The organism is Rhodococcus sp. BP-349 (assembly GCF_019835845.1).
Taxonomy (GTDB): domain Bacteria; phylum Actinomycetota; class Actinomycetes; order Mycobacteriales; family Mycobacteriaceae; genus Rhodococcoides.
Genome location: NZ_JABUDR010000001.1, coordinates 1,242,649 through 1,264,494, shown reverse-complemented (window position 1 = coordinate 1,264,494; position 21,846 = coordinate 1,242,649). Strand labels below are relative to the sequence as shown.

The window sequence follows — 21,846 nt, the reverse complement described above, 5'->3', positions numbered from 1 at the left end:
CTGGAACTCACCCTCGTCGAGGTTGAGTAACACGGACGTAACGTGGAGAATCGGTTATGTCAGTTCAGCTACTCGAGCAACGTCCGGAGAGATAGAAGTGAAGTACGTCGAAAGTTTCCTCAACCGCCGCCGCCACGTTCGGGCACTGCGTGATCTCTACGCACGCGCGAACAACGTGGGCAGCCCCGCGATGCGTGACGAGCTCCTCGTCATCGCCCAGCGCGACCGCTGAGTCGCGCCACCACCGCGATACCCGCGACACCGATCAGGGCCCCCAGGAGCCAGCCGACGAGAACGTCGCTGAGCCAGTGCGCCCCGAGGTAGACGCGCGAGAACCCGATGAGCAGCGTTGCCGCCGTGACCACGGCGGCCGCTGCTCTCGTTCGTTTCCGGGCCCCTCGGAACGCGCCGAGGACGACGAGGACCGTGATCACCGCCGCCGCGAAGGTCGCCGAGACCATCGCGTGACCGGACGGGAACGAGTGGGTCGAGATCTCGACCAGCCGCTCGGGCACCGGCGGACGGGTTCGCCGGACAGCGAGCTTCAGAGCGTTCATCACGAGCCATCCGGTGAACACCGTGGCCACGAGGCCCGGCCCGAGATGGCGGTGCCCCCGGCGCACCAGGATCAGCGCGACCACCACCGTCACGAGTGCGACGCCCGCAGTGTTGCCCACCGTAGTGATCACGGTCATGACGTCCGTCGCCGCCGCGCTCCGGTGATCCACCATCCAGTCGAGGACATCACGGTCGAGGCTCACGGCAGCACCGTCCGCGACACGTGCGTCTCGCCGTCGTCGGTGACCCAGAAAGGCACCGCTCGCTCCACTCGCACGGTGCCGCGACACCGCACCACCAGGTCGTCGTGCAGGAGAACGACGTCCGGGACCTCCCACGACGAGATCGCTCGCACGGCCGCGAGGGCGGGGTGGGTGTCCACCGTCGCCCGCTCCCCCACCGACACGATCTCGACGCTCAGCGCCGTGGCCGTCGTCTCCACGTCGAGGAGATCCGCGAGGGTGTCGGCGGACGCCGTAGACCCGAGCACGACTCGGTCGGCGGGTAGTAGGGCGATCCACCGCGGGTGATCGAGGACGACCACCGCGGCGGGATCGGCCACGCTGCCGGCGAGAGTGCGGACCGCCTCGGGGGGATCGATGTCGCGCAGATCCACCCGCCCGGAGTCCACCGCCTCGGCGAGGAGCGTGTGGGCCCGGATCGCCACCGCGGGCGACACCACGCGATCGGGATCGTCCGCCGCGGCGAGCAGACCGGCCGCCGTGTCGGCGTCGTCGATCGTGGGACCCGCCAGCGCCGCGGCGAACTCGGCGGCGCGGGGATGGTCGACGGCATCCAGCAGTCCGCGCAGAGACTCGTCGCTCGGCAGCCGGAGCAACCCCAGCGGTGTTCCGTTCACCCGCGCGTGACGACGCAGCCACCAGGCGGTGTAGCCGGTCCGGTCCCGCACCGCCGCGGCCGTCACCGGATCGTCGACGATCTGGGTGAGCGCGTCCGCCCAGCGCGCCTCGTCCACCAGATCGAGATCACGCACGGCGACCAGGGGGCCGGGCTCACCGGAGAGACTGTCCCACCACGCCTCCTCGTCGTCGAGATCGTGATCGGGACCCGCGGGGGTCTCGTCCACCACGACGCCGAAGCCGTGACCCACGCCCACGACCTCCAGGGTGTCCGCACCGTACCGATCGACGACAGAGTGGTCCACCACACCGAACGGACTGTCTCGCTGCAACACTCGCCGTAACGGCGAGTCCGGCAACAGCAGTTCGTCCGCCGCCCGTATCTCGCCGTCCGACGAGAGCAACGGCAACGACCCGACGGAGCCGATCCTCGTCTCGCCGCCGACGGCTGCCGCGAGGGTCAGCACATCGTGCACCAGTTCCTCCGGCACGTCGTCCGGATCCTCGAGCATCGCTGCCAACGTGGGGTCGGCGAGCAGGTCGGCCGGGCGAGCGGTCTGCGCTCCCGCGCGGCGGAGCAACGGATGGGCGGCGTCCGGGTGCACCACACGAGCCCACCCGACCGAGCCGAGACGGTCGCCGTCCACCAGCACCACCGTGCGGGGACCCGTGACCGTGCGGCCGTCCGTCAGCGGAACCGGCAGCGCCGCACACTCGTCGACGTCCGCCGAGTCGTGCACGATGTCGGTCAGTGCGTCGTACAGGCGGTGCCACCAGATCGGCGGCCGCGACACCCCCGACAGGTTCTCGACGATGCCCGCGAGCCCGAGCCGGCGCACACCGACAACCGCCAGGGCCGACGCCGACGCGCGATCCGATGCCGCCGGTGCCACGAGTCCCGGCACGACGTCCACGAGGAGCTCGGCCAGTTCCGCCGAGATCGAGTCCACCACTGTGGCATTCGAGGGACGTACCGCCCGGCCCGCCGCCGTCGGCACCCAGTCGGTCGACTCCAACTCGCGAACCAGCGCCGCGCGGACCGCCTCGTCGACCTCGGACGCCGGCAGTCCCGGACGCGGTACCGCGGCGGCCCGATGAGACGCCGGCAGGTCGGCGACCAGTGCCGCGTATCCGGTCGCCACGACCGAGAGGTCGGCGCCCGGAAGGACCCGTCGACGGTCGGGCTGGAGGGGGACGTCCGCGATCAGGAGCAGCGGAATCGTCAGCACCTCATCGGATCTGGTGGGCGCACGCAGCACGTCCCGCGTCAGTGGCGCGGGTGAGTCCGGCGTGAGGCCGTCGTCCGCGAGCGGGAGAAACCAGCGTGCGGCCGGCGCGTCGCCGCGCCACCATCGTCGGCCACCCACGCGCACGTCCGTCCACGCTCCCGGCCCCGACGACACCTCGCGTACGAGTTGGGTCCCGACGACCGAGATCGACTGCAGCGCATCGAGTTCGAGCATCAGGTCGATCGACTCACGGGCGGCGGCGGTCAGCACTTCGGCGACGTCCACGACGCCGTGCAGCACGACCTCGGTGTCCCAACCCGGGGTCGGCACATCGTCCGACGCCCACGGCAACCGGAGGACGGGAACGCCCTGCTCCGGCTCGCCGAGCCCACGCGCGGCGATCTCGCGGCGCGTCCTCGATCCGTCGAACACGATCGAGCCCGACGTGGATCGGATCTCGATGCGATCGGACACCGCACGGACGGCCGTGAACCCGACGCCGTATCGCCCGACGGACGTGGCGTGCTCGTCAGTCTTGTCGGACGCTCGCAGCGCGGCCAGCGCCTGAACCCCGGTGATCGAGAGCGGCACACCGACATTCGCGACGTGCAGCGCATCGCCGACGGACCACACCGCCATACGGCCGGGAACGTCGGCACGTGACGCGGCGTCGGCCGCGTTCTGCGCCAGCTCGGTGATCACCCGATCGCGGTAGCCCCCCACCACCAGATCGGCCTCCGTGGCCGCATCCTCCCGCAGTCGGGTGGGCGACGACGACCAGGCCGCGAGAACGGACTCGCGCAGCGCCTCCGTCCCGAAGGGGTCGGTCAGAGGGTCGACGACGACTCCGTGATGTCGGTGACCGCCTCGGTGTCCCGGGGCTCGATGTTCTCGGTCGGCGTGGTCTCCAGGGCACCGTCGTCGTAGGCCGGGTACGCGGGCGATCCGGCGCCCGTCGGTCCCTCGGTGTCCGAGTGCGCACCGCAGCCGTACGCCGCGTGCACCACGTGCCCGTCCGCGGCCAACTCGTTTCCGCACACGCCGAATGCAGCGCTCAGCGAACCCTGCAGAGCGAGATAGAAACCACACGTGACGCACGTGCCCGGCGCCGCCTTGGCCATCGGGGAATCGGGACCGAAGTCGCTCTCGGCCCACCGCTCGGCGGCCTCGAGCCGACCCTCGCGGCTCATGACCTGCGTGCGACCGAGACCGAGTTCGAGGGCGACGTCGTCGACGGCGGGATCGCCGGTGGCCAGGTACCCCGGCACCAGTCGGACGTCCTCGTGGCGCGGCGGCAGCAGGTCACCCGGTGCCAGATCGCCGGGACGGATGCGCTCGTCCCAGGGAACCCACGTCGGCGCCACCAGGGCGTCCGGACCGGGAAGCAGGGCGAGTTCGCTGACGGTGACGGTCTCGGAACCGGGGGGCGCTGCGACGACGACCGCCCACTGCCAGCCGCCGTACCCCGGCAGGTCGGCCGCGAAGCGATGGATCGCGGAGGACTCGTCGACCGCCTCGACTCCGAGGTGGGCTCCGACCGGGCCCTCGCCCGACTCCACGACGGCGGCCTGCGCCACGGACACGGCGTCGGCAAGAAGCGGGGGGATCTCGGTCACGACAGGGGCACTCACACCCCTATTTTGCAGCATCGGCTCGCGTCGTGCGCCCACCGGGCCTGACAGGATGGCCACATGCGTTCGGGTCTCTTGCGTTCAGGTTCGGGAGTCGGCCGCGCGATCGCGTCCGGAACCGTCGCCGCCGCGGTGGTGCTCGGTGGATGCGCGCCGGACCCCGCACCGCCCGCCGCAGACGTGCCCCGCTTCGATGTCGAGATCGTCGGCACGTCGCCGCACGACACCGACGCCTTCACCCAGGGACTCGAGATCGACGGTGACCGGTTGCTCGAGGGGACGGGCCGCGAGGGCCGCTCCCGCGTCACGGCGTCCGATCGGGAGACCGGCGACGTGCTCACGGAGGTGGACCTTCCCGCACCGCTGTTCGGCGAGGGCCTCACCGTCGCCGGCGACACGGTGTGGCAGCTGACCTGGCAGGACGGGATCGCGGTGGCCCGAGATCGCGAGACTCTGCTGGAGCGACGACGCGTCGAGTACGACGGCGAGGGCTGGGGTCTGTGCCTCGACGAGTCGAGTGCGGGTTCGAGCGGCCGCCTCGTCATGAGCGACGGCACCGACACCCTCACTTTCCGGGATCCGGTGAGCTTCGAGCCCACCGGCACCGTGCGTGTGACGCAGGACGAGCAGCCGGTGACGTCGATCAACGAGCTGGAATGCACCGCGGACGGGGTCTACGCCAACATCTGGAAGACCGACGACATCGTGCGGATAGATCCGTCGTCCGGCGCCGTGACGGCGATCGTCGACGCCTCGCCACTGCGCGCCGCACTGGACGACTCCTCCGGTATCGACGTCCTCAACGGCATCGCGGCCGTCCCCGGCACGTCTCGGTTCCTCGTGACCGGCAAGCTGTGGCCCACTCTGTTCGAGGTCGAGTTCAGACCACGGTGACCGAGGGACGGCGCCCTCTGCCGAGCGAGTCGCCCACACTCCCCGACCCGAGGTGGGGGACAATGACGGGGTGACAGGTCCCGACGATCCGCGCCCCGGTTCGCGACATCCGGGATGGGACAACTACTCGCCGTCCGAGCGACTCCCACCCCGTCGATCGCCGCTGCCTCCGCTGCATCCTCCGACGGCCGGATCAGGCGAGACGATCCCGTCCGACCAGACGACCTCGCCCGACTCGACCACCGCGCCCGACCCGACGACCCGCATGCCGAATCAGGACACCGGTCCCCGCCGTCCCCGGGTACCGCGCAAGCTGACGGTCACCCGTGTCGCGGCGATGCGTGGTCGCGAGATCACGGGCAAGGGCATCGCGACGTTCCGCCGCGCTGCCACCGCCGACGGGGCCGACAAGTCCGGTCTCACGGCGCTGACCTACGCGACGATGGCCAACTTCGCCTCGGACGCGGCGATGGCGGTGGCGCTGGCCAACACGCTGTTCTTCTCTGCCGCGACGGGTGAGGACAAGACCAAGGTCGCCCTCTACCTGCTCATCACCATCGCCCCGTTCGCGATCATCGCTCCCCTTATCGGGCCCATGCTCGACCGCCTGCAGCAGGGTCGCCGCATCGCGCTGGCCACCTCGTTCGTCCTGCGCGCCGTCCTCGCCGTCGTGCTGGTCTTCAACTTCGACACCTGGCTCCTCTATCCCGCCGCGCTCGGGATGATGGTGCTGAGCAAGTCGTTCTCGGTGCTCAAGTCGGCCGTCACCCCTCGGGTGCTGCCACCGGACATCGACCTCGTCCGGGTGAACTCCCGGCTCACCGTGTTCGGGTTGCTGGGCGGCACCATCTCGGCGGGAGCGGTCGCGGGTGCCATCGCGTTCGCGCTGGGTTCCGCCGGGGCACTGTGGTTCACGTTCGCCGTGACGGTGTTCGGCGCGTACCTCTCCATGCGCATCCCGTCCTGGGTCGAGGTCACCGAGGGTGAGGTGCCCGCGACGCTCGGGTACCACGCCGAGGCGACCACCGGCGCGATCGGCATCGTCCCGGCGCCCAGCAAACGGCGGCAGCCTCTCGGTCGCGACGTCCTCACCGGGCTGTGGGGCAACGGCACCATTCGCGTGCTCACCGGCTTCCTCACGCTGTACGTCGCGTTCGTGGCGAAATCCCGCACCGAGCACGAGCCACTCCAGCAGGCACTCATGTTGGCGCTGGTGGGTGCGGCGGCCGGACTCGGCAACTTCGGCGGCAACGCTGCCGGTGCCCGGGTCAAACTCGGTCGCCCGTCGGTGCTGGTGGTGCGCTGCACCGCGGCCGTCACCGCGGTCGCGATCATCGCGGCCCTGACGAACAGCCTGCTCACCGCCGCACTCGCAGCTCTCGTCGCGTCGGGCGCGAGCGCGCTGGCGAAGGTGTCGCTCGACGCGTCGTTGCAGAACGACCTGCCGCCCGAGTCGATCGCGTCCGGCTTCGGGCGCAGCGAGACGGTGCTGCAGCTGAGCTGGGTCATCGGCGGCACATTCGGCGTGCTGCTCCCCACCGAGTACTGGCTGGGTTTCACCGTGGTGTCGGTGATCCTTACGATCGGCCTGGTGCAGACATTCGTGACCCACCGGGGCGGCTCGCTGCTTCCCGGCTTCGGCGGCAAGAGACCGGTACGAGCGGACCAGGAGGTGGCGGGCAGCGAACTGCGTCACGCCACCGGCCGAATCCCCCGAGTGGATCAGGACGCGGGCCGCGCACCCGCGGGCGAGGACGCTCCCCGATGACGACACGCACGATCCTGTACGGACTGTCCGCACTGGTCGCCGTCGTCGGCGTCGTCTTCGTGCTGGTGGTCGGCAAGGCGATCCTGGACGCCCCCGAGGAGACCCCGCGGGTGTCCGCGTACGCCGACGGCCGGTACGAGGAGGTCGAACCGTTCCGGTACTGCCCGGTGCAGGAACCACTCTGCGACTACGAGGGCACGACCGCGACGATGCCGGTTCGCGAGGGCCATCCGCTGCAGTTGTCCCTGCCGGGCGCCATCTCGGAGAACCCGTGGGGCTTCGCCAGCGTCTACGGAGACCCGGACTCCGGCGACGTGGTGGAAGCAGACGAGTACTTCGCCCCCGGGACGCGGAACACGCTCACCGTGCCGCCGGTGAACGAGGACGGACTCGTGCTCATCGGCGTCGAGGTGCGCCTGCCGTCCGGTGTGATCGACGTCGACACCGACCAGGAGGAGATCGTCAGCCACGCCATCTGGTCGATCGCCACCACGGACGCGGACGACGCCGAATAGCCGGGTCGGGTCAGCTGTCCAGTTCGCGGGCGACGGCCCGAACCACCTCGGAGATCTTCTGGGCGGTCTTGCGGTCGGGGTACTTGCCCTTGCGCAGCTCGGGCTGCACGGTCGCCTCGAGAAGCGTGATCATGTCCTCGACCATGCCGTGCAGCTCGTCGGGCGTGTGCTTGCGCGTGGTCGGCTGGTCGCGGCGCGCGGCGGCACCCGACTGACGCAGCGAGGGAGCAGGGTCGAGAACTGTCAGCGACAGGGCCTGGGGTCCGCGGCGTCCGGCGGCCATGCCGAACTCGACGCGCTGGCCGGCCTTCAGACCCTCGACTCCCTGCGGGAGCGCGGACGACCGGACGTACACGTCCTCACCCTCGTCCTGCGAGAGGAAGCCGAAACCCTTGTCGACGTCGTACCACTTCACCTTGCCGGTCGGCACCGATCTCACCCATTCGTTCGTTGATCGCGTCACATGAATAATCGCGCCCGTGGCCACCGCCCATGACGGGCCTGGTCGCTCGGGACGCGATGAGTCGATGGTACTCCGCTGCGGGAGTCACGAGCACCTCGATATCGACCGCGCCGGACAGATGCCCGCCCCGACACCGGGCTAGGGTGCTCTCTCGTGACCGACTCATCCCGTACCGGAACCCCGGCGCTCCTGGTCGCCGCCCTCGTCTGCTTCGGGCTGGGACTGCTGGCGATCGTCGTCATGTTCGTGACGTTGCTCGTCTGGGACGATCCGCCCGGGCTGTGGATCTACCTCTCCGCGATGCTGTGCCCGCTCGGGTTCCTGCTCGGCCTCGTCCACGCTCTGCGTTCGGGGCGCCGAGCACGGCGCTGACACGGCGGAACCGGGCATACTGATCGCATGCGCCTGCTGCTCAACGTCATCTGGTTGATCTTCGGCGGTCTGTGGCTGGCCCTCGGCTATTTCGTGGCCGGCATCCTGTGCTGCATCCTCGTCGTCACCATCCCGTTCGGCATCGCGGCCTTCCGCATCGGGGTGTACGCCCTGTGGCCCTTCGGCCGGACCGTGGTGGACAAACCGACCGCGGGCGTCGCGTCGGTGATCGGCAACGTGATCTGGATCGTCGTCGCAGGCATCTGGCTCACCATCGGACACATCGTCACCGCCGTCGCCATGGCGATCACCATCATCGGAATACCGCTGGCGCTGGCGAACCTCAAGCTGATTCCGGTCTCGCTCATGCCGTTGGGCAAGGACATCGTCGACTCGGACGCGCCGTTCGTGGCCACTCGGTACTGACCGCGGGATCCGCACTCAACAGAACGAACGGTTCCTTCTCGGCGTGGCCCGAGGGGTGAGAGTCCCCGAATCGGTCTAACATCCTGTGCGTGTTACTGAAGAAATCCGAAGACCGCACCTTCGGATCACACAAGATCTTCGTCGCGCTCACCGTGATCGGTGCCGCCGTGGCGCTCGTCGCGCACGATCGGCTCATCCCGTTCGATGCCCCCAAGTTCGGCTTGTTCCGCTTCGGCATCGACGCACTCGTCTACCGCGCGGGCGGGGCGACGGTGCTCGACTCGTCCCCGTTGTACGCCCACGATCTGGTCGGTGAACTGCCCTTCACGTATCCCCCGTTCGCCGCGCTGGTGTTCGCGCCGCTCGGGCTGATGTCCGCCGCGACGACCAACATCGTCTTCTGGCTCGGCAACATCGCGTTGCTCTACCTGATCATCCGATCCTGCTGGATGTATCTCGGCTTCCACGACGATCGCAGCCTCCGCGTCGTCAGTGCCGCGCTGACCATCGTCTTCACCTGGCTCGAACCGGTGCGCATGACCATCTGGCTCGGCCAGATCAACCTCGTGCTGCTGGCGCTGGTGTTGTGGGACCTCTCACGTCCCGAGGGCAGCCGACTCCGGGGCATCGGCGTCGGCATCGCCACCGGCATCAAGATGACCCCCGGACTGTTCCTGGTCCACCTCGCCCTGACGCGGCAGTGGCGGGCACTGATCGTCGGCGTCGTCACCGCTGCCGCGACGGTGCTGCTGGGCTTCGTCGTGCTCTTCTCGGACGCGGTCACGTATTGGTTCGGCGCCATCTCCGACTCGTCCCGGATCGGCGACATCTCGTCCGGAGCCAACCAGTCGCTGCGAGCGTCGATCCCGCGGTGGCTCGGGATGACCGAGGCCCCGACGCTGCTCTGGATCGTCGTCGCCGGGGCGGTCTGCGTCGCCGGACTCGTGGTGGGCGCCGCGGCGCACCGCCGCGGACTGCCCCTTCTCGGCCTCATCGTCGTCGGCCTGACCGCGCCCCTCGTGTCCCCGTTCTCCTGGGGCCACCACTGGGTCTGGCTCCTGCCGTTGGCGATCGTCTGCATGGACGTCGCACTGCGCGCCTCGAACCCGCTCGCCTGGCTGCTGCCCCTCGTCGCGAGCCTGCCGCAGATCGCCTGGTTCTGGGTGGCGCCCGGCGACGTCTACGCCATCGGCACCTTCATGCTCCCGCCGTCCAACCGACTCGAAGGCGTGGCGTTGCAGACCGTCTACCCGACGACGGGCGTTCTCGTGCTCGTCGTGGTGGCTGTGATGCTGCGGACATGTGACGTCGGACACATAACGAAGCGGTCACGAACGGGTGACGAGACGGTGGTCAGCACGTCTTCGCCGTCCTAGCTGCGACGACCTGTTCCCACACCTCACAACGCGGCGCGACGCGCGCACCAGGGGAAGTTATCGAACAGTGACATGGACACCCGTTTCGTAATACTGTCCATCTCGGCCGGAAGTTCGGCCGACGTCCGGCCCGCCGCGCCAAACCTCGTCCCGCGGGTACCGGACATCCCTCACAGACATGATCAGGGACGAGGGCGGGGGACCCACACGTCCTTCGTAGATATCCGGCCGACTCTCGCGGCGCCCTACCGGGCACCGAGGGGTCGACCTAGGGGTGAAGCCTCTCCGCTCCAGCCAGGAGCGCACCGAGGCCGGGCTACCTCTCAGCCCGAATCCGACAGCTGACCTCGCAGGCGCGTGTGGAGAGGATTTCTACCCTTATGAGCGGACGTCATCGCAAGCCGAGCACCACGGGCAAGACCGTCGCCAAGGTCGCCGTCACCGGCGCACTGGTCGGCACCGCAGGTCTCGCATTCGGCGGCACGGCCAATGCAGCTCCCGACTCCGATTGGGACCGTCTCTCGCAGTGCGAGGCCGGCGGCAACTGGGGCATCAACACCGGCAACGGTTTCCAGGGCGGCCTGCAGTTCTCGCCGAGCACCTGGACCGGCCACGGCGGCGGAGAGTTCGCGGCCACCGCGAACCAGGCCAGCCGTGAAGAGCAGATCGTCGTCGCCGAGCGCGTGCTCGAGTCGCAGGGCTGGGGCGCCTGGCCGTCCTGCTCCTCGCAGCTCGGACTGAGCAGCGGCGCGACGCAGCGCGACGCCCCGGCGGCCACGGCTCCGTCGGCACCGGCACTTCCCGATCTGACGAGCATCCCGTCGACCGAGCAGGCCGTGCAGGGACTGACGCAGATCGTCGAGAACTTCACCAACGATCCCGCGATCCTGGGCTTCGTCCAGGCCGCGACCGCGGATCCGCAGGTGGCGAGCTTCATCGCAGCGAACCAGGACCTCCTGCCCCGCTGACCCGCACCACGAGAAAGGCCCCCACCGGATGGTGGGGGCCTTTCTCGTGTCTCTCAGGTCAGCGATTGATGACCGTGTGCGGGTGCGCGTACGGCAGCGAGTCCACCGGCAACGGAAACTCCGTCTCCTCGCCGAACGGGGACAGGTTTCCGGCACGCGCCGACGTCAGTTCGGTGACGGGATGATCGTCGTCGTCTGCGCTGTGGGGCCAGCCCGGGTCGACATATCGCTTCTTCTCTGAGTTCGCCATGGTTCATTCCACCATCCGGAGTAGCGCCTCTGCCAGTCCAGGTCCCCGGACCGGTCTCTACGCTTGACCTCGATGACCGACAACGAGGGCGCGCCGGCGGACACACTCACCGAGTGGTTGTCCGCGCGCAGCGACGACGAACTGGCCGAACTGCTGCGGCTCCGCCCCGACCTGACGATCCCGCCACCGCCCACGCTGGAGGTCCTGGCAGGCCGTTCCGAACAGCGGGCCTCGGTCCTTCGCGCCGCCGAGGATCTGGACACCACCTGTCTGACGGTCGTGGAGCTGCTCGCGCACGAGGGCGCCGACACCACCCCGGTCGCCCGCGCGCGTCTCGACGAGGTCATCGGCCGCCGGGCGACGAAGAAGTCCGTCGACGCGGCACTCGCGGTCCTGCGGGCGCGGGCGCTGGCGCGCGGAACGACGACACTGACCCTGGTCGCGGCCGCACGCGATGCCGTGCCGTGGCGGGTCGGGCGGTTCTTCGACGTCGACGCCTCGCTCACCGCCGAGGTGGTCGGGACGAAGCTCGCGGAGATCGACGATCGCAGCCGTGAGCTGCTGACGACGCTGACGCGCTCGTCCTCGATCGGCCGGACGCGCGACGCCGCACCGGGTACACCCGCCGACAGACCCGTCCAGCGTCTGCTCGCCGCCGGGCTGCTGACCTGGCTCGACGACAACACGGTCGAACTGCCGCCCCAGGTATCACAGGTGCTGCGCGGCGAGCCCGTCACCGATCCGGTGTCGCTGGCTCCGCCCGCGGCGGCGACCACCGCCGTCGGGGTCGCGGACGTCGACGCGGCCGCAGCCGGGGAGGCCCTCGAGCTGCTGCGGCACTGCGAGGACATCGTCGACTCGCTCTCCCGCACACCGGCACCGGCACTCAAGGCGGGCGGACTCGGCGTCCGTGAGATCCGGCGCATCGCGAAGACGGCCGATCTCGACGAGGCGCGGGTCGGACTGCTGGTCGAGGTGTTGGCGGGCGCCGGGCTCATCGCGGTGGGGCTGCCGGATCCAGGGCCGCTCACCGACATCGACGACATGTGGACACCCACCCCCGCGGTCGACGCCTGGGTCACCGCCTCGCCGGCGCAGCGCTGGGCCACTCTGGCCGGTGCCTGGCTCGACCTTCCGCGGGTGCCCTGGCTGATCGGCATGCGCGACGCCAACGACAAGCCCATCGCCGCACTGTCCGACGAGGCCCGCTCCGTCGCCGCGCCGCGCGACCGACGAGTCGTGCTGGGCGTTCTCGCCGATCTCGCCTCGGGGAAGGCCCTCGCCACCGAGGACGTCGTGCGGGTGGCCACGTGGCGACGGCCGCGCCTCGCCGCTCGCCTGGGCATCGGCCCGGTCTCCCGGTATCTGGCCGAGGCCGGCGCTCTCGGGGTCGTCGGCCGCGGAGCGCTGTCCACGCCCGGACGCGCTCTGATCGGCGACCCCTCCTCCGCCGCGGCGGCGATGCACCGCGTCCTGCCCGAGCCCATCGACCACGTTCTGGTCCAGGCGGACCTGACGGTCGTCGCACCCGGGCCGCTGACTCCCGAGCTCGCGCAGCGGATGGCGACGGTCGCGGACGTCGAGTCGGCGGGTGCCGCGACGATGTACCGCATCGACGAACGGACACTGCGCCGCGCTCTGGACGGCGGTACCACCGCCGCGGAACTCCACGCTCTCTTCGCCACCCACTCGCGGACGCCCGTCCCCCAGTCGCTGACCTACCTCATCGACGACGTCGCCCGACGCCACGGACGCCTGCGCGCCGGGGTGGCGTCGTCCTTCGTCCGCTGCGAGGACCCCGCTCTGCTCGCGGAGGTGCTCTCCTCCCCCGCCGCCGAGGCCCTGGCCTTGCGGGCACTGGCTCCCACCGTCGCGATCTCGCAGGCGCCACTGGCCGACGTGCTCGCCGGCCTGCGAGCCGCCGGGTTCGCTCCCGCGGGCGAGGACTCCTCCGGCACCATCGTGGACGTCCGCGATCGCGGTGCCCGCGTCGTCCCCCGTCGCGGTCGCTCGCCCTACCGCACGCCCGCCGTCCCCACCGACGAGCAGCTGGGGCGACTGGTCTCGGAGATGCGGGCCGGCACCCGAGCCGGAGACGTGCGCCGGACCGAACGGGAACGCGTGCGGTCCGACGGCACCCGCGCGTCCGGGGCCGCGACGATCGCGCTGCTCCAGCGCGCGGCCCTGTCCCGGTCACCGATCAGCATCGGCTACGTCGACGCCGCCGGGGTCTCGAGCAACCGCGTCGTCGAACCGGTGACCGTCGGCGGCGGCCAGCTCGACGCGTGGGACCCCGACGCCGGTGTCATGCGTCACTTCACGTTGCACCGCATCACGTCGGTGGCCCTGCTCGCCTGAACGACCGCGGTCCCACCTGGCGGTCGCCGGTGCCCCGGCACAGGGCACGTGTCCCCGGTGCAAGGCACAATGGACTGGTTGCGCCCCGGTTCGTCCATGCGGGGCGCGTGAAGGAGAGACCGTGACCGACGGACCGTTGATCGTCCAGTCCGACAAGACCCTGCTGCTCGAGGTCGACCACGAGCTCGCCGGGCAGGCCCGCGCGGCCATCGCTCCGTTCGCCGAGCTGGAACGCGCACCCGAGCACGTCCACACCTACCGCATCACGCCCCTCGCGCTGTGGAACGCGCGCGCTGCGGGCCACGATGCCGAGCAGGTGGTCGACGCCCTCGTGACCTTCTCCCGCTACGCGGTTCCGCAGCCTCTGCTCGTCGACATCGTCGACACCATGGCCCGCTACGGCCGGCTTCAGCTGGTCAAGTCCCCGGTGCACGGGCTGTCCCTGGTGAGCCTCGACCGCGCTGTGCTCACCGAGATCATGCGACACAAGAAGATCGCGCCGATGCTGGGCGCGCAGGTCGACGACGACACCGTGCTCGTCCATCCCAGTGAGCGCGGGCGGCTCAAGCAGATGCTCCTCAAGGTCGGCTGGCCGGCCGAGGATCTGGCCGGGTACGTGGACGGCGAGGCGCACCCGATCGATCTGGACTTCTCCGGTGGTCACTGGGAGCTGCGCGACTACCAGCAGATGGCGACCGACTCGTTCTGGGCCGGCGGATCCGGAGTGGTCGTCCTCCCCTGTGGTGCCGGCAAGACCATGGTCGGCGCCGCGGCGATGGCCAAGGCCCGCGCGACCACACTGATCCTCGTCACCAACACCGTCGCCGGTCGGCAGTGGAAGCGCGAGCTCATCGCCCGCACCTCGCTGACCGAGGAGGAGATCGGCGAGTACTCCGGCGAGCGCAAGGAGATCCGCCCGGTCACCATCGCGACCTACCAGGTGATCACGCGCCGCACGAAGGGTGAGTACAAGCACCTCGAGCTGTTCGACTCCCGCGACTGGGGCCTGGTGATCTACGACGAGGTGCACCTGCTCCCCGCTCCCGTGTTCCGCATGACCGCCGACCTGCAGTCGCGCCGTCGGCTCGGACTCACCGCGACGCTGGTGCGCGAGGACGGCCGCGAGGGCGACGTCTTCTCGCTCATCGGCCCCAAGCGCTACGACGCACCGTGGAAGGACATCGAGGCGCAGGGGTGGATCGCCCCGGCCGAGTGCATCGAGGTGCGCGTCACCCTGACCGACGCGGAACGCATGTCGTACGCCGTGGCGGAGCCGGAGGAGCGCTACAAACTGTGCTCGACGGCCCACACCAAGATCGCCGTGGTGAAGTCGATCCTGGCGCGGCACGAGGACTCGCCGACGCTCGTCATCGGTGCGTATCTCGACCAGCTCGACGAGCTGGGCGCGGCCCTGGACGCGCCCGTGATCCAGGGCTCGACCAAGAACAAGGAACGCGAGCTGCTCTTCGACGCGTTCCGACGCGGCGAGATCAAGACCCTCGTGGTGAGCAAGGTCGCCAACTTCTCCATCGACCTCCCGGAAGCCTCGGTGGCCGTGCAGGTCTCCGGCACCTTCGGATCCCGGCAGGAGGAGGCCCAGCGCCTCGGCCGACTGCTGCGACCCAAGCACGACGGCGGACAGGCGCACTTCTACTCGGTCGTCTCACGCGACACCCTCGACGCGGAGTACGCGGCTCACCGCCAGCGCTTCCTCGCCGAGCAGGGCTACGCGTACCGCATCACCGACGCCGACGACCTCCTGGGCCCGGCGATCTGAGATGCGTACCTTCGACTTCCCCGTCGACCGCGCGCACGCCCGGTCGGTGAACGAGACCCTCGGCGACGTGCGGCGGCTGCGCATCTCGTCCATCGTGTTCGCCGTGCTTCTCGCGGGCGGTGCAGCCTGGTTGTTCGTACTCGACCATGCGTGGTCCTACATTCTGTGCGCGGTGCTCGCCGTGGCCGCGCTGATGTCGCTGTGGGTGTCCGTGTGGGCACCCCGCAAGGTCGGGTCCATCGACGAGTTGTACGCCTCGGGCGCGTTGGTGCCGGCCATGGTGTCCGAGACGCGGCCGCGGGGAGCGACGATCCTCGCGCTCATCGACATCGCCAAGCCGGAGACCACCGTCCCGCACTACGCACTCGTCGTGCGGAACGTGCGGGCGCTCCCCGGACACACGATGACCGAGGGTGAACGCGTCCCGTCCGTGGCCGTGCTGTCCGACCGGAGCGCCAAGTCCATCTCCGAGACCTGGCAGATGGTCAGCCCCATGCCCATCGCCTGGGGTACCCGCGACAGGACCGTGCTGCGGACGGCCATCGACGCCATCGACCCGGTCGAGTGGAAGCTGCTGCGAAAGAACCTGTCCGTGTCGGAGACCGTGCGGGCGGCCGAGAACGATCAGCTCCTCATCGATCCCCACGACCTGCCCGAGGAACTGCTGCAGAAGCGCGCGGACTGACGCGTCGAGGGACTCGTGACTCGAACGCTAGGCTCCCCCTCATGGCTGTGACGTCGAACGACCGCGCTTCAGATCCGGCCGGCCTCCGGCCTTCCCGCACGGTCGCCCGACTGCGCCCCTTCGCGTCCACCATCTTCGCGGAGATGACCGCACTGGCGGCCACACACGACGCCGTCAACCTCGGACAGGGTTTTCCCGACACCGACGGTCCCGCGCGCATGCTCGAGGTGGCCCGCGAGGCCATCGCGTCGGGACTGAACCAGTACCCGCCCGGACCGGGCATGCCGGTGCTGCGCGAGGCCGTCGCGCGGGACCGGGCCGGGCGCTACGGCACCGAGTACGACCCGGACTCCGAGGTCCTGGTCACCGTCGGCGCCACCGAGGCGATCAGCGCCGCGATGCTCGGCCTCGTCGAGAGTGGTGACGAGGTGCTGCTCATCGAGCCGTACTACGACTCGTACGCGGCCGCCGTCGCGCTCGCGGGGGCGCAGCGGCGCACCGTCCCCCTCGTCCCCGACGGTGATCGGTTCGCACTCGACGTCGATGCATTGCGATCCGCGGTCGGTCCGCGCACCCGCATGATCGTCGTCAACTCCCCGCACAATCCCACCGGAACCGTGTTCACCGCACCGGAGATGGCGGCGATCGCCGAGGTCGCGTGCGAGCACGACCTCCTGGTCCTCACCGACGAGGTGTACGAGCGTCTGGTGTTCGACGACGCCGTCCACACCCCCATCGCCACACTCCCCGGCATGGCAGAGCGCACCATCACGGTGTCGAGCGCGGCGAAGACGTTCAACGCCACCGGGTGGAAGACGGGCTGGGCCTGCGGACCCGCACCTCTGATCGCCGCGGTGAAGGCGGCCAAGCAGTTCATGACCTTCGTCGGCGGCGCCCCCTTCCAGCCGGCGGTGGCCCACGCCCTCGATCACGAGAGTGCCTGGGTGGACGCCCTGCGAGCAGGACTGCAGGCCAAGCGGGACGCGCTCTCCGCAGCGCTGGCGCATGCCGGGCTGGACGTCAAGCGCAGCGAGGGCACGTACTTCGTCTGCGCCGACATCACTCCACTGGGCGAGTCCGACGCCGACAGCTTCTGCCGCGCGTTGCCCGAACGTATCGGCGTCGTCGGCGTTCCGGTGGACGCGTTCGTCGATCACCGCGAGGGCTGGGACACGCTGGTGCGCTTCGCCTTCTGCAAACAGGATCACGTGCTCACCGACGCGGCGTCGCGACTGGCCCGATTGTCCGCCACCCCATGACGACCGAGACCGTGGCGCCGCCGACCATCTCGGTGGAGTTCGTCCGGACGGCGGTGACGCTCGCGCGGGAGACGGGTGTGGACCTGTCCGCCTGTCTGCGCGAGGCGGACATCGACCCGCACGTCCTCGACCGACCCGGCGCCCGCCTCACCACGGACCAGGTCACGCGCCTCACCCGCGCACTGTGGCAGATGACGGGTGACGAGCTGATGGGTCTCGGGTCGGCTCCGGTGCGCCGCGGCACCTTTCGGGCACTCAGCCTCACGATGATCCACCGCCCTGATCTGGGAAGCGCGCTCGAGCGGATGGTGGACGTCGGTCGGGCCTTTCCCGGCGTCCCGCGCGGCGTGCTGATGCGCGGCGGGGGGCGCGCCCGGCTCGAACTCGTCGACTCCCCGACGATGATCGCCGATCAGCTCTCCCCGGAGGCGGCCGAGGCGGCGCAGCGCATCCGTATCGAGTTCCTGCTGATCCTGTGGCACCGATTCTCGGCGTGGCTCATCGGTCGGCGCGTGAAACTGCTGTCCGTGCAGGTGCCCTTCCCCGAACCGCAGCATCCAGCGCCGCGGGTGTACGACGACATCTTCGGTGTGCACGTGACGTTCGGATCCGACGTCGCCGCACTGGAATTCGACGATGCCATCATGGCGTCCCCTCTGGTGCAGACCGAGGAAACCCTCGAGGAGTACCTCCGCGAGTCGCCCAATCGCCTGTTCTCGGAGCGGGACTACGGCTCGAGCGCGGCGAGTGTGGTGCGGCGCGCCCTCGCACTGGGAGCGATGGGCCGCGCCTCGACCACCACCGACATCGCGACGATGCTGTCCATCAGCGTCCCGCACCTGCGCCGCCTGCTCCGCCAGGAGGGCACGTCACTGGGTCAGCTGCGCGACGAGGTGCTGCGCGACGCGGCGGTCGCCGGGCTCGAACGAGGCGAGACGGCCGAGGAGATCTCCTCGCGTCTCGGCTTCTCCGAACCCAGCGCCTTCCGCCGCGCCTTCAAACGGTGGACCGGGATGACGCCGGGGTCGTACCGCTCACACCCGTGACGCGAGCACGAACTCCGACAGCTTCTCCCCGATGAGAACCGACGGTGCGTGGGTGTGGCCACGGATGATCGTCGGCATCACGGACGCGTCGGCCACGCGCAGACCCTCGACTCCGCGCACGCGCAGCTCCGGATCCACCACCGACGCAGCGTCCGAGCCCATCCGGGCGGTACCCACCGGGTGGTAGAGGGTGTGGGACATGGTTTCCAGTGACTCGCTCAGAGCCTCGTCGAGTGCCTCGCTGTTGCGCAGCACCGGACGCACCATCTCCCCCAGTCGCGACTTCAGCGGCTCCGTCTGCGCGATGTCGGCGCAGTAGCGCAGCCCGCTGAGCATCGCCGCACGATCCACACCGCCCGGGTCGGACAGGTAGCGCGGATCCACGATGGCCTTGTCCAACGGTGCGGACGACCGCAACGAGATGCGTCCGCGGCTCTCGGGCTTGAGCAGGATCGACGCCAGGATGGCCGCATGCGAGTCCGCGGGAATCAGGCCCTCGTCGAAGAACGGTGCCGGAGCGAAGAGCAGTTCGATGTCCGGAAGGTCGAGCGAGTCTCGACTACGGACGAAGCCGTACGCCTCCGCGACGTTGGAGGTCAGCATGCCGCGACGACGCGCGAGGTAGTTGATCAGCTCCGGGATCTTCTCCGCCGTGAACAGCGTGTCCGACTGCACCCCGTACCCGAGGGCGGACACCAGGTGGTCCATGAGATTCTCGCCCACCTCGGGGGCGGCGTGCACCACGGCGATGCCGTGCTCGGCGAGATGGTCCGGCGCACCGATCCCCGAGAGCATCAGCAGTTGTGGAGTGTTGATGGCACCGCCGGACAGAATGACCTCCTTGGAGGCCCGAACCGTGTGCAGCGCACCGTCCTTGGAGTACTCGACACCCACTGCGCGGGTGCCCTCGAACAGCACGCGAGTGGCCTGCGCCTCCGTCACCACGGTGAGGTTGGGCCGCGACATGGCCGGTCGCAGGTAGGCGTCGGCGCAGCTCCACCGGGCGCCGCGCTTCTGGTTGACCATCGTCGCGGTCATACCCTTGGGCGTGGGGAGGTTGGCCCGCTCCGTCGACAGGCCCAGGGCCGCTGCGGACTCCAGGTACGCGCCCGTGATGGACCGCGGACTGCGCTGCTTCGACACGTGCAGTGGTCCACCGCTGCCCTCGTCGGATTCGGTTGCGCCCTCGATGTTCTCGATGCGGCGAAATGTCTCCACCACGTTGTCGAACGACCACCCGGATCCCGCTGCCTCCGCCCAGTCGTCGTAGTCCGCGGCGAATCCGCGCACCCACATCATGGCGTTCATCGACGAGGAGCCGCCGAGCATGCGCCCACGGGGCCAGAAGATCCGTCGGCCGGCGAGTTCGGCCTGCGGCTCGGTGTCGTAGTCCCAGTCCAGTTCCGAACGGAAGAGCTTCGAGAACCCGGCGGGAATGTGAACGAACTTGTCCTTGTCCTCCGGGCCCGCCTCGAGGACGACGACGTCGGTGTTCGACGCGGCACTGAGCCGATTCGCGACGACGCATCCTGCGGATCCTGCGCCGACGACGACGTAGTCGGTGGAAGTCTCGGTCATGTCAACCTCTCAGAGCGGACGCGAAGATGGCGGGCAGGGCTTTCCAGGACGGAGCCGCGGCGAACGCGGTGAACCGCTTCGCGGTGGTGGCCGCGGTGCGGTTGGTGACGAACCACGGCGGCTTCGGCGACAGGGTGAACTCGCCCTTCAGGATCGAGCGCGGCGCGGGTCGGAAGGGCCCGCGGACGATGGTGCGCTCGGGTCGGTCGATGAGCAGTGCGTTGTGCACGACGCCGATTCCGCTCTGGACGTCGTCGAGCGTGTGGCCCGGGAACGCACCCCAGGTCGCCGCCGCCGTGAGGAAGCCGACGCCGGTCCACGCGTTGAGCGCGATGGTGCCGTAGCGCAGGTCCTCGAGCATCTCGTCGACGGCGGTGCCGAGCGACGACAGCGTGTCGGGATGCGCGATCACGTTGACGCCGAGCGTGCCGACGAACTCCTCGTTCGACATGCGGACGGCCTCGTCCACGAAACGTTGCCCGGTGTACGGGATCTCGATGACACCGAGTACCGGTGCGAAGTACTCGGTGGTGAGCAGAGCGCGATAGCTGTCCGGATCGAGGTCGCTCACCAGGGTGCGGCCGCCGGACGGGCCGAGCGACTCCGCGCCCGGGTAGTCCGCTCGGGCACCGGCGACGCGGGTGGCGCTGCCGGGGTAGTACGGCTCGCGGTCCGGCGCCTCGTGGAGTGCCGTGCGCAGTGCCGCCAGGAACGCGTCGCGCTGCGGCCACTCGGAGGAGATCACCACGACCTGCGCCGCGACGCAGTTGTAGCCGCCGTTGTGCAGCCGCTGGGTCACCACGTGCTCGGCCTGGAATCGGATGTCCGCATCGGACCACTCGCCGGGGATCACGATGACGGGCGAGACGCCGCCGAGTTCGCTCGAGATGGGCACGTCGAGCAACGGCGTGTTCGCCTTCTTCCGCTCGGCCCCCTCCTCGCCGGTGCCGAAGACGATGGCGTCGTGCGTGATCGAGCTGCCGGTCATGTGGACGTGCGCCACGGCGTCGTGGTGCACGAGGTACGAACCGACGTCCGGGCCACCGGTGAGGATGCGCACCGCACCCAGCTCGACCAGCGGAGCGAAGACGGCGCGGAGCACCGGCTCCATCGGATCCGTCACCGGGTTGAGCTTCAGCGCGACGACGCGGTTGTGCGCGACCAGTTCGTAGAGCGTGTCGAGCGGGGCGATGGACGTGATGTTGCCGGCGCCGAGCACCGCACCGATGCCCCCGGTCTCGGTCGGGTTCCGTTGCGCCAGTCCGGCGTCACGGCGGGCGGTGTCCGCGTCGACACCCGGTTCGAGCCACACCTCCGCGGAGAACCCGTTGAGCAGCAGCGTGTCGAAGATGTTCGACGGCAGCACCTGCACGGTGGTGCGCCCGCCCGGACCCGAGCCGATCCGGGCGTCCGCGAGCGGGCTCTTCCCGGCGGCGAGCTGCCGCAGGCTCTGCGCGAGCACGTGGCACGCGGTGACGACGGAGTACGGCCCGGACAGCCATTCCTCGCCGAGGAGCGCGGAGTTCGCCGGCAGCTTCTTGAACCGGGCAGCCGCGTCGACCCACTCCTGCGCCCTCGACGCCGTGAGGGCAGCGACGCGGTCGAGAAGGTCCGCGCGATCGCCGAGCGAGGCACGGCCCCATGAATCCTCGCCCTGCGCGAGGTCGCGGAGAGCCGCGTCGACCTCGGGAAAGGCGGATGCGCCGGTGGTACTCGGAGTGAGTTCGCCTGTGGTCATACCGTTGATTGTGACCTGTACTACATCGGGTGGCCATAGGCCGACGTCGGGCGCTCACGGTCCCGCTTTGTGCCGAGGCACAGCCGCCCTGTGGT

20 protein-coding genes and 1 riboswitch are annotated in these 21,846 nt (G+C 69.9%); of the genes, 13 read left to right on the top strand and 7 right to left on the bottom strand.

All coding sequences use genetic code 11. The features are described 5' to 3' along the window. The first annotated feature begins 97 nt into the window (after window positions 1-97). The gene (locus HQ325_RS22370) at window positions 98-232 is read left to right on the top strand and encodes a hypothetical protein (protein ID WP_261769702.1); all 135 of its coding nucleotides are present in this window, start codon (window positions 98-100) and stop codon (window positions 230-232) included. Here HQ325_RS22370 and HQ325_RS05960 read toward each other — a convergent pair. The 3 genes from HQ325_RS05960 to HQ325_RS05950 form a co-directional block, all read right to left on the bottom strand. Beyond that, entirely contained in the window at window positions 210-761 is a 552-nt protein-coding gene (locus tag HQ325_RS05960) for a phosphatase PAP2 family protein (protein WP_308014273.1), read from the bottom strand. The two genes, HQ325_RS22370 and HQ325_RS05960, sit on opposite strands and share 23 nt — an antisense overlap. After that, window positions 758-3,349: a sacsin N-terminal ATP-binding-like domain-containing protein gene (locus tag HQ325_RS05955; protein WP_308014272.1), complete on the bottom strand. Its 2,592-nt coding sequence runs from the start codon at window positions 3,347-3,349 to the stop codon at window positions 758-760. The genes HQ325_RS05960 and HQ325_RS05955 overlap by 4 nt, the downstream gene beginning before the upstream one ends. A 125-nt stretch (window positions 3,350-3,474) precedes the next feature. After that, entirely contained in the window at window positions 3,475-4,296 is an 822-nt protein-coding gene (locus HQ325_RS05950; protein WP_222628949.1) for a DUF3027 domain-containing protein, read from the bottom strand. Between the two features lie 42 nt (window positions 4,297-4,338). Between HQ325_RS05950 and HQ325_RS05945 the strand changes: the two genes are divergently transcribed. The 3 genes from HQ325_RS05945 (at window position 4,339) to HQ325_RS05935 (ending at window position 7,455) form a co-directional block, all read left to right on the top strand. Further along, on the top strand, window positions 4,339-5,172 hold the full coding sequence (locus HQ325_RS05945) for a glutaminyl-peptide cyclotransferase (protein WP_222627258.1): 834 nt from the start codon (window positions 4,339-4,341) through the stop codon (window positions 5,170-5,172). Window positions 5,173-5,242: 70 nt separating this feature from the next. After that, complete coding sequence (locus tag HQ325_RS05940) at window positions 5,243-6,940, top strand: MFS transporter (RefSeq protein ID WP_308014270.1); 1,698 nt, start codon at window positions 5,243-5,245, stop codon at window positions 6,938-6,940. Then, complete coding sequence (locus tag HQ325_RS05935) at window positions 6,937-7,455, top strand: DUF2771 domain-containing protein (protein ID WP_222627254.1); 519 nt, start codon at window positions 6,937-6,939, stop codon at window positions 7,453-7,455. Before HQ325_RS05940 ends, HQ325_RS05935 begins: the two co-directional genes overlap by 4 nt. Window positions 7,456-7,465: 10 nt before the next feature. Here HQ325_RS05935 and HQ325_RS05930 read toward each other — a convergent pair whose 3' ends face one another. Continuing rightward, on the bottom strand, window positions 7,466-7,885 hold the full coding sequence (locus tag HQ325_RS05930) for a cold-shock protein (protein ID WP_222628945.1): 420 nt from the start codon (window positions 7,883-7,885) through the stop codon (window positions 7,466-7,468). A gap of 186 nt (window positions 7,886-8,071) precedes the next feature. On the opposite strand from HQ325_RS05930, the gene HQ325_RS05925 reads away from it, so the two are divergent. The 4 genes from HQ325_RS05925 (at window position 8,072) to HQ325_RS05910 (ending at window position 11,060) form a co-directional block, all read left to right on the top strand. Then, the gene (locus HQ325_RS05925; RefSeq protein ID WP_222627252.1) at window positions 8,072-8,290 is read left to right on the top strand and encodes a hypothetical protein; all 219 of its coding nucleotides are present in this window, start codon (window positions 8,072-8,074) and stop codon (window positions 8,288-8,290) included. Between the two features lie 27 nt (window positions 8,291-8,317). Continuing rightward, window positions 8,318-8,716 carry a YccF domain-containing protein gene (locus HQ325_RS05920; RefSeq protein WP_222627250.1) on the top strand — a complete coding sequence of 133 codons (399 nt, stop codon included), beginning with the start codon at window positions 8,318-8,320 and terminating at the stop codon, window positions 8,714-8,716. An 89-nt stretch (window positions 8,717-8,805) separates the two neighbouring features. Then, window positions 8,806-10,092, top strand: a complete 1,287-nt coding sequence (locus HQ325_RS05915) for a glycosyltransferase 87 family protein (protein WP_222627248.1) — start codon at window positions 8,806-8,808, stop codon at window positions 10,090-10,092. A gap of 165 nt (window positions 10,093-10,257) precedes the next feature. Continuing rightward, a riboswitch (cyclic di-AMP (ydaO/yuaA leader) is annotated at window positions 10,258-10,464 on the top strand. 8 nt (window positions 10,465-10,472) lie between these two features. Further along, the gene (locus tag HQ325_RS05910) at window positions 10,473-11,060 is read left to right on the top strand and encodes a transglycosylase family protein (protein WP_222627245.1); all 588 of its coding nucleotides are present in this window, start codon (window positions 10,473-10,475) and stop codon (window positions 11,058-11,060) included. Between the two features lie 58 nt (window positions 11,061-11,118). Here the strand turns inward: HQ325_RS05910 and HQ325_RS05905 are convergent, their stop codons facing one another. Then, window positions 11,119-11,310, bottom strand: coding sequence for a hypothetical protein (locus HQ325_RS05905; protein WP_222627243.1), 192 nt, complete (start codon window positions 11,308-11,310; stop codon window positions 11,119-11,121). Between the two features lie 72 nt (window positions 11,311-11,382). On the opposite strand from HQ325_RS05905, the gene HQ325_RS05900 reads away from it, so the two are divergent. From HQ325_RS05900 to HQ325_RS05880, 5 genes are all read left to right on the top strand, one after another. Then, on the top strand, window positions 11,383-13,668 hold the full coding sequence (locus tag HQ325_RS05900) for a helicase-associated domain-containing protein (protein ID WP_222627239.1): 2,286 nt from the start codon (window positions 11,383-11,385) through the stop codon (window positions 13,666-13,668). A gap of 121 nt (window positions 13,669-13,789) precedes the next feature. Further along, the gene (locus tag HQ325_RS05895; protein ID WP_027504240.1) at window positions 13,790-15,445 is read left to right on the top strand and encodes a DNA repair helicase XPB; all 1,656 of its coding nucleotides are present in this window, start codon (window positions 13,790-13,792) and stop codon (window positions 15,443-15,445) included. Between the two features lies 1 nt (window position 15,446). After that, a complete protein-coding gene (locus HQ325_RS05890) occupies window positions 15,447-16,130 on the top strand; it encodes a DUF3239 domain-containing protein (RefSeq protein WP_222627237.1) in 684 nt (227 codons plus the stop codon). 41 nt (window positions 16,131-16,171) lie between these two features. Continuing rightward, window positions 16,172-17,389 (top strand): pyridoxal phosphate-dependent aminotransferase, encoded by a 1,218-nt coding sequence (locus HQ325_RS05885; protein ID WP_222627235.1) that lies wholly within the window; start codon window positions 16,172-16,174, stop codon window positions 17,387-17,389. Further along, complete coding sequence (locus HQ325_RS05880; RefSeq protein ID WP_261777700.1) at window positions 17,386-18,435, top strand: AraC family transcriptional regulator; 1,050 nt, start codon at window positions 17,386-17,388, stop codon at window positions 18,433-18,435. The genes HQ325_RS05885 and HQ325_RS05880 overlap by 4 nt, the downstream gene beginning before the upstream one ends. Here the strand turns inward: HQ325_RS05880 and HQ325_RS05875 are convergent. Together HQ325_RS05875 and HQ325_RS05870 are read right to left on the bottom strand one after the other, a co-directional pair. Then, entirely contained in the window at window positions 18,424-20,013 is a 1,590-nt protein-coding gene (locus HQ325_RS05875) for a GMC family oxidoreductase (RefSeq protein ID WP_222627233.1), read from the bottom strand. The genes HQ325_RS05880 and HQ325_RS05875 overlap by 12 nt on opposite strands. Window position 20,014: 1 nt before the next feature. Continuing rightward, on the bottom strand, window positions 20,015-21,751 hold the full coding sequence (locus HQ325_RS05870) for an aldehyde dehydrogenase family protein (RefSeq protein WP_222627231.1): 1,737 nt from the start codon (window positions 21,749-21,751) through the stop codon (window positions 20,015-20,017). Window positions 21,752-21,846: the final 95 nt, after the last annotated feature.

Coding starts and splice junctions, on each gene's coding strand:
- HQ325_RS05950 (WP_222628949.1), bottom strand. CDS start 4,296: ATGCTGCAAAATAGGGGTGTGAGTGCCCCTGTCGTGACCGAGATCCCC.
- HQ325_RS05945 (WP_222627258.1), top strand. CDS start 4,339: ATGCGTTCGGGTCTCTTGCGTTCAGGTTCGGGAGTCGGCCGCGCGATC.
- HQ325_RS05935 (WP_222627254.1), top strand. CDS start 6,937: ATGACGACACGCACGATCCTGTACGGACTGTCCGCACTGGTCGCCGTC.
- HQ325_RS05920 (WP_222627250.1), top strand. CDS start 8,318: ATGCGCCTGCTGCTCAACGTCATCTGGTTGATCTTCGGCGGTCTGTGG.
- HQ325_RS05910 (WP_222627245.1), top strand. CDS start 10,473: ATGAGCGGACGTCATCGCAAGCCGAGCACCACGGGCAAGACCGTCGCC.
- HQ325_RS05905 (WP_222627243.1), bottom strand. CDS start 11,310: ATGGCGAACTCAGAGAAGAAGCGATATGTCGACCCGGGCTGGCCCCAC.
- HQ325_RS05900 (WP_222627239.1), top strand. CDS start 11,383: ATGACCGACAACGAGGGCGCGCCGGCGGACACACTCACCGAGTGGTTG.
- HQ325_RS05890 (WP_222627237.1), top strand. CDS start 15,447: ATGCGTACCTTCGACTTCCCCGTCGACCGCGCGCACGCCCGGTCGGTG.
- HQ325_RS05885 (WP_222627235.1), top strand. CDS start 16,172: ATGGCTGTGACGTCGAACGACCGCGCTTCAGATCCGGCCGGCCTCCGG.
- HQ325_RS05880 (WP_261777700.1), top strand. CDS start 17,386: ATGACGACCGAGACCGTGGCGCCGCCGACCATCTCGGTGGAGTTCGTC.
- HQ325_RS05875 (WP_222627233.1), bottom strand. CDS start 20,013: ATGACCGAGACTTCCACCGACTACGTCGTCGTCGGCGCAGGATCCGCA.
- HQ325_RS05870 (WP_222627231.1), bottom strand. CDS start 21,751: ATGACCACAGGCGAACTCACTCCGAGTACCACCGGCGCATCCGCCTTT.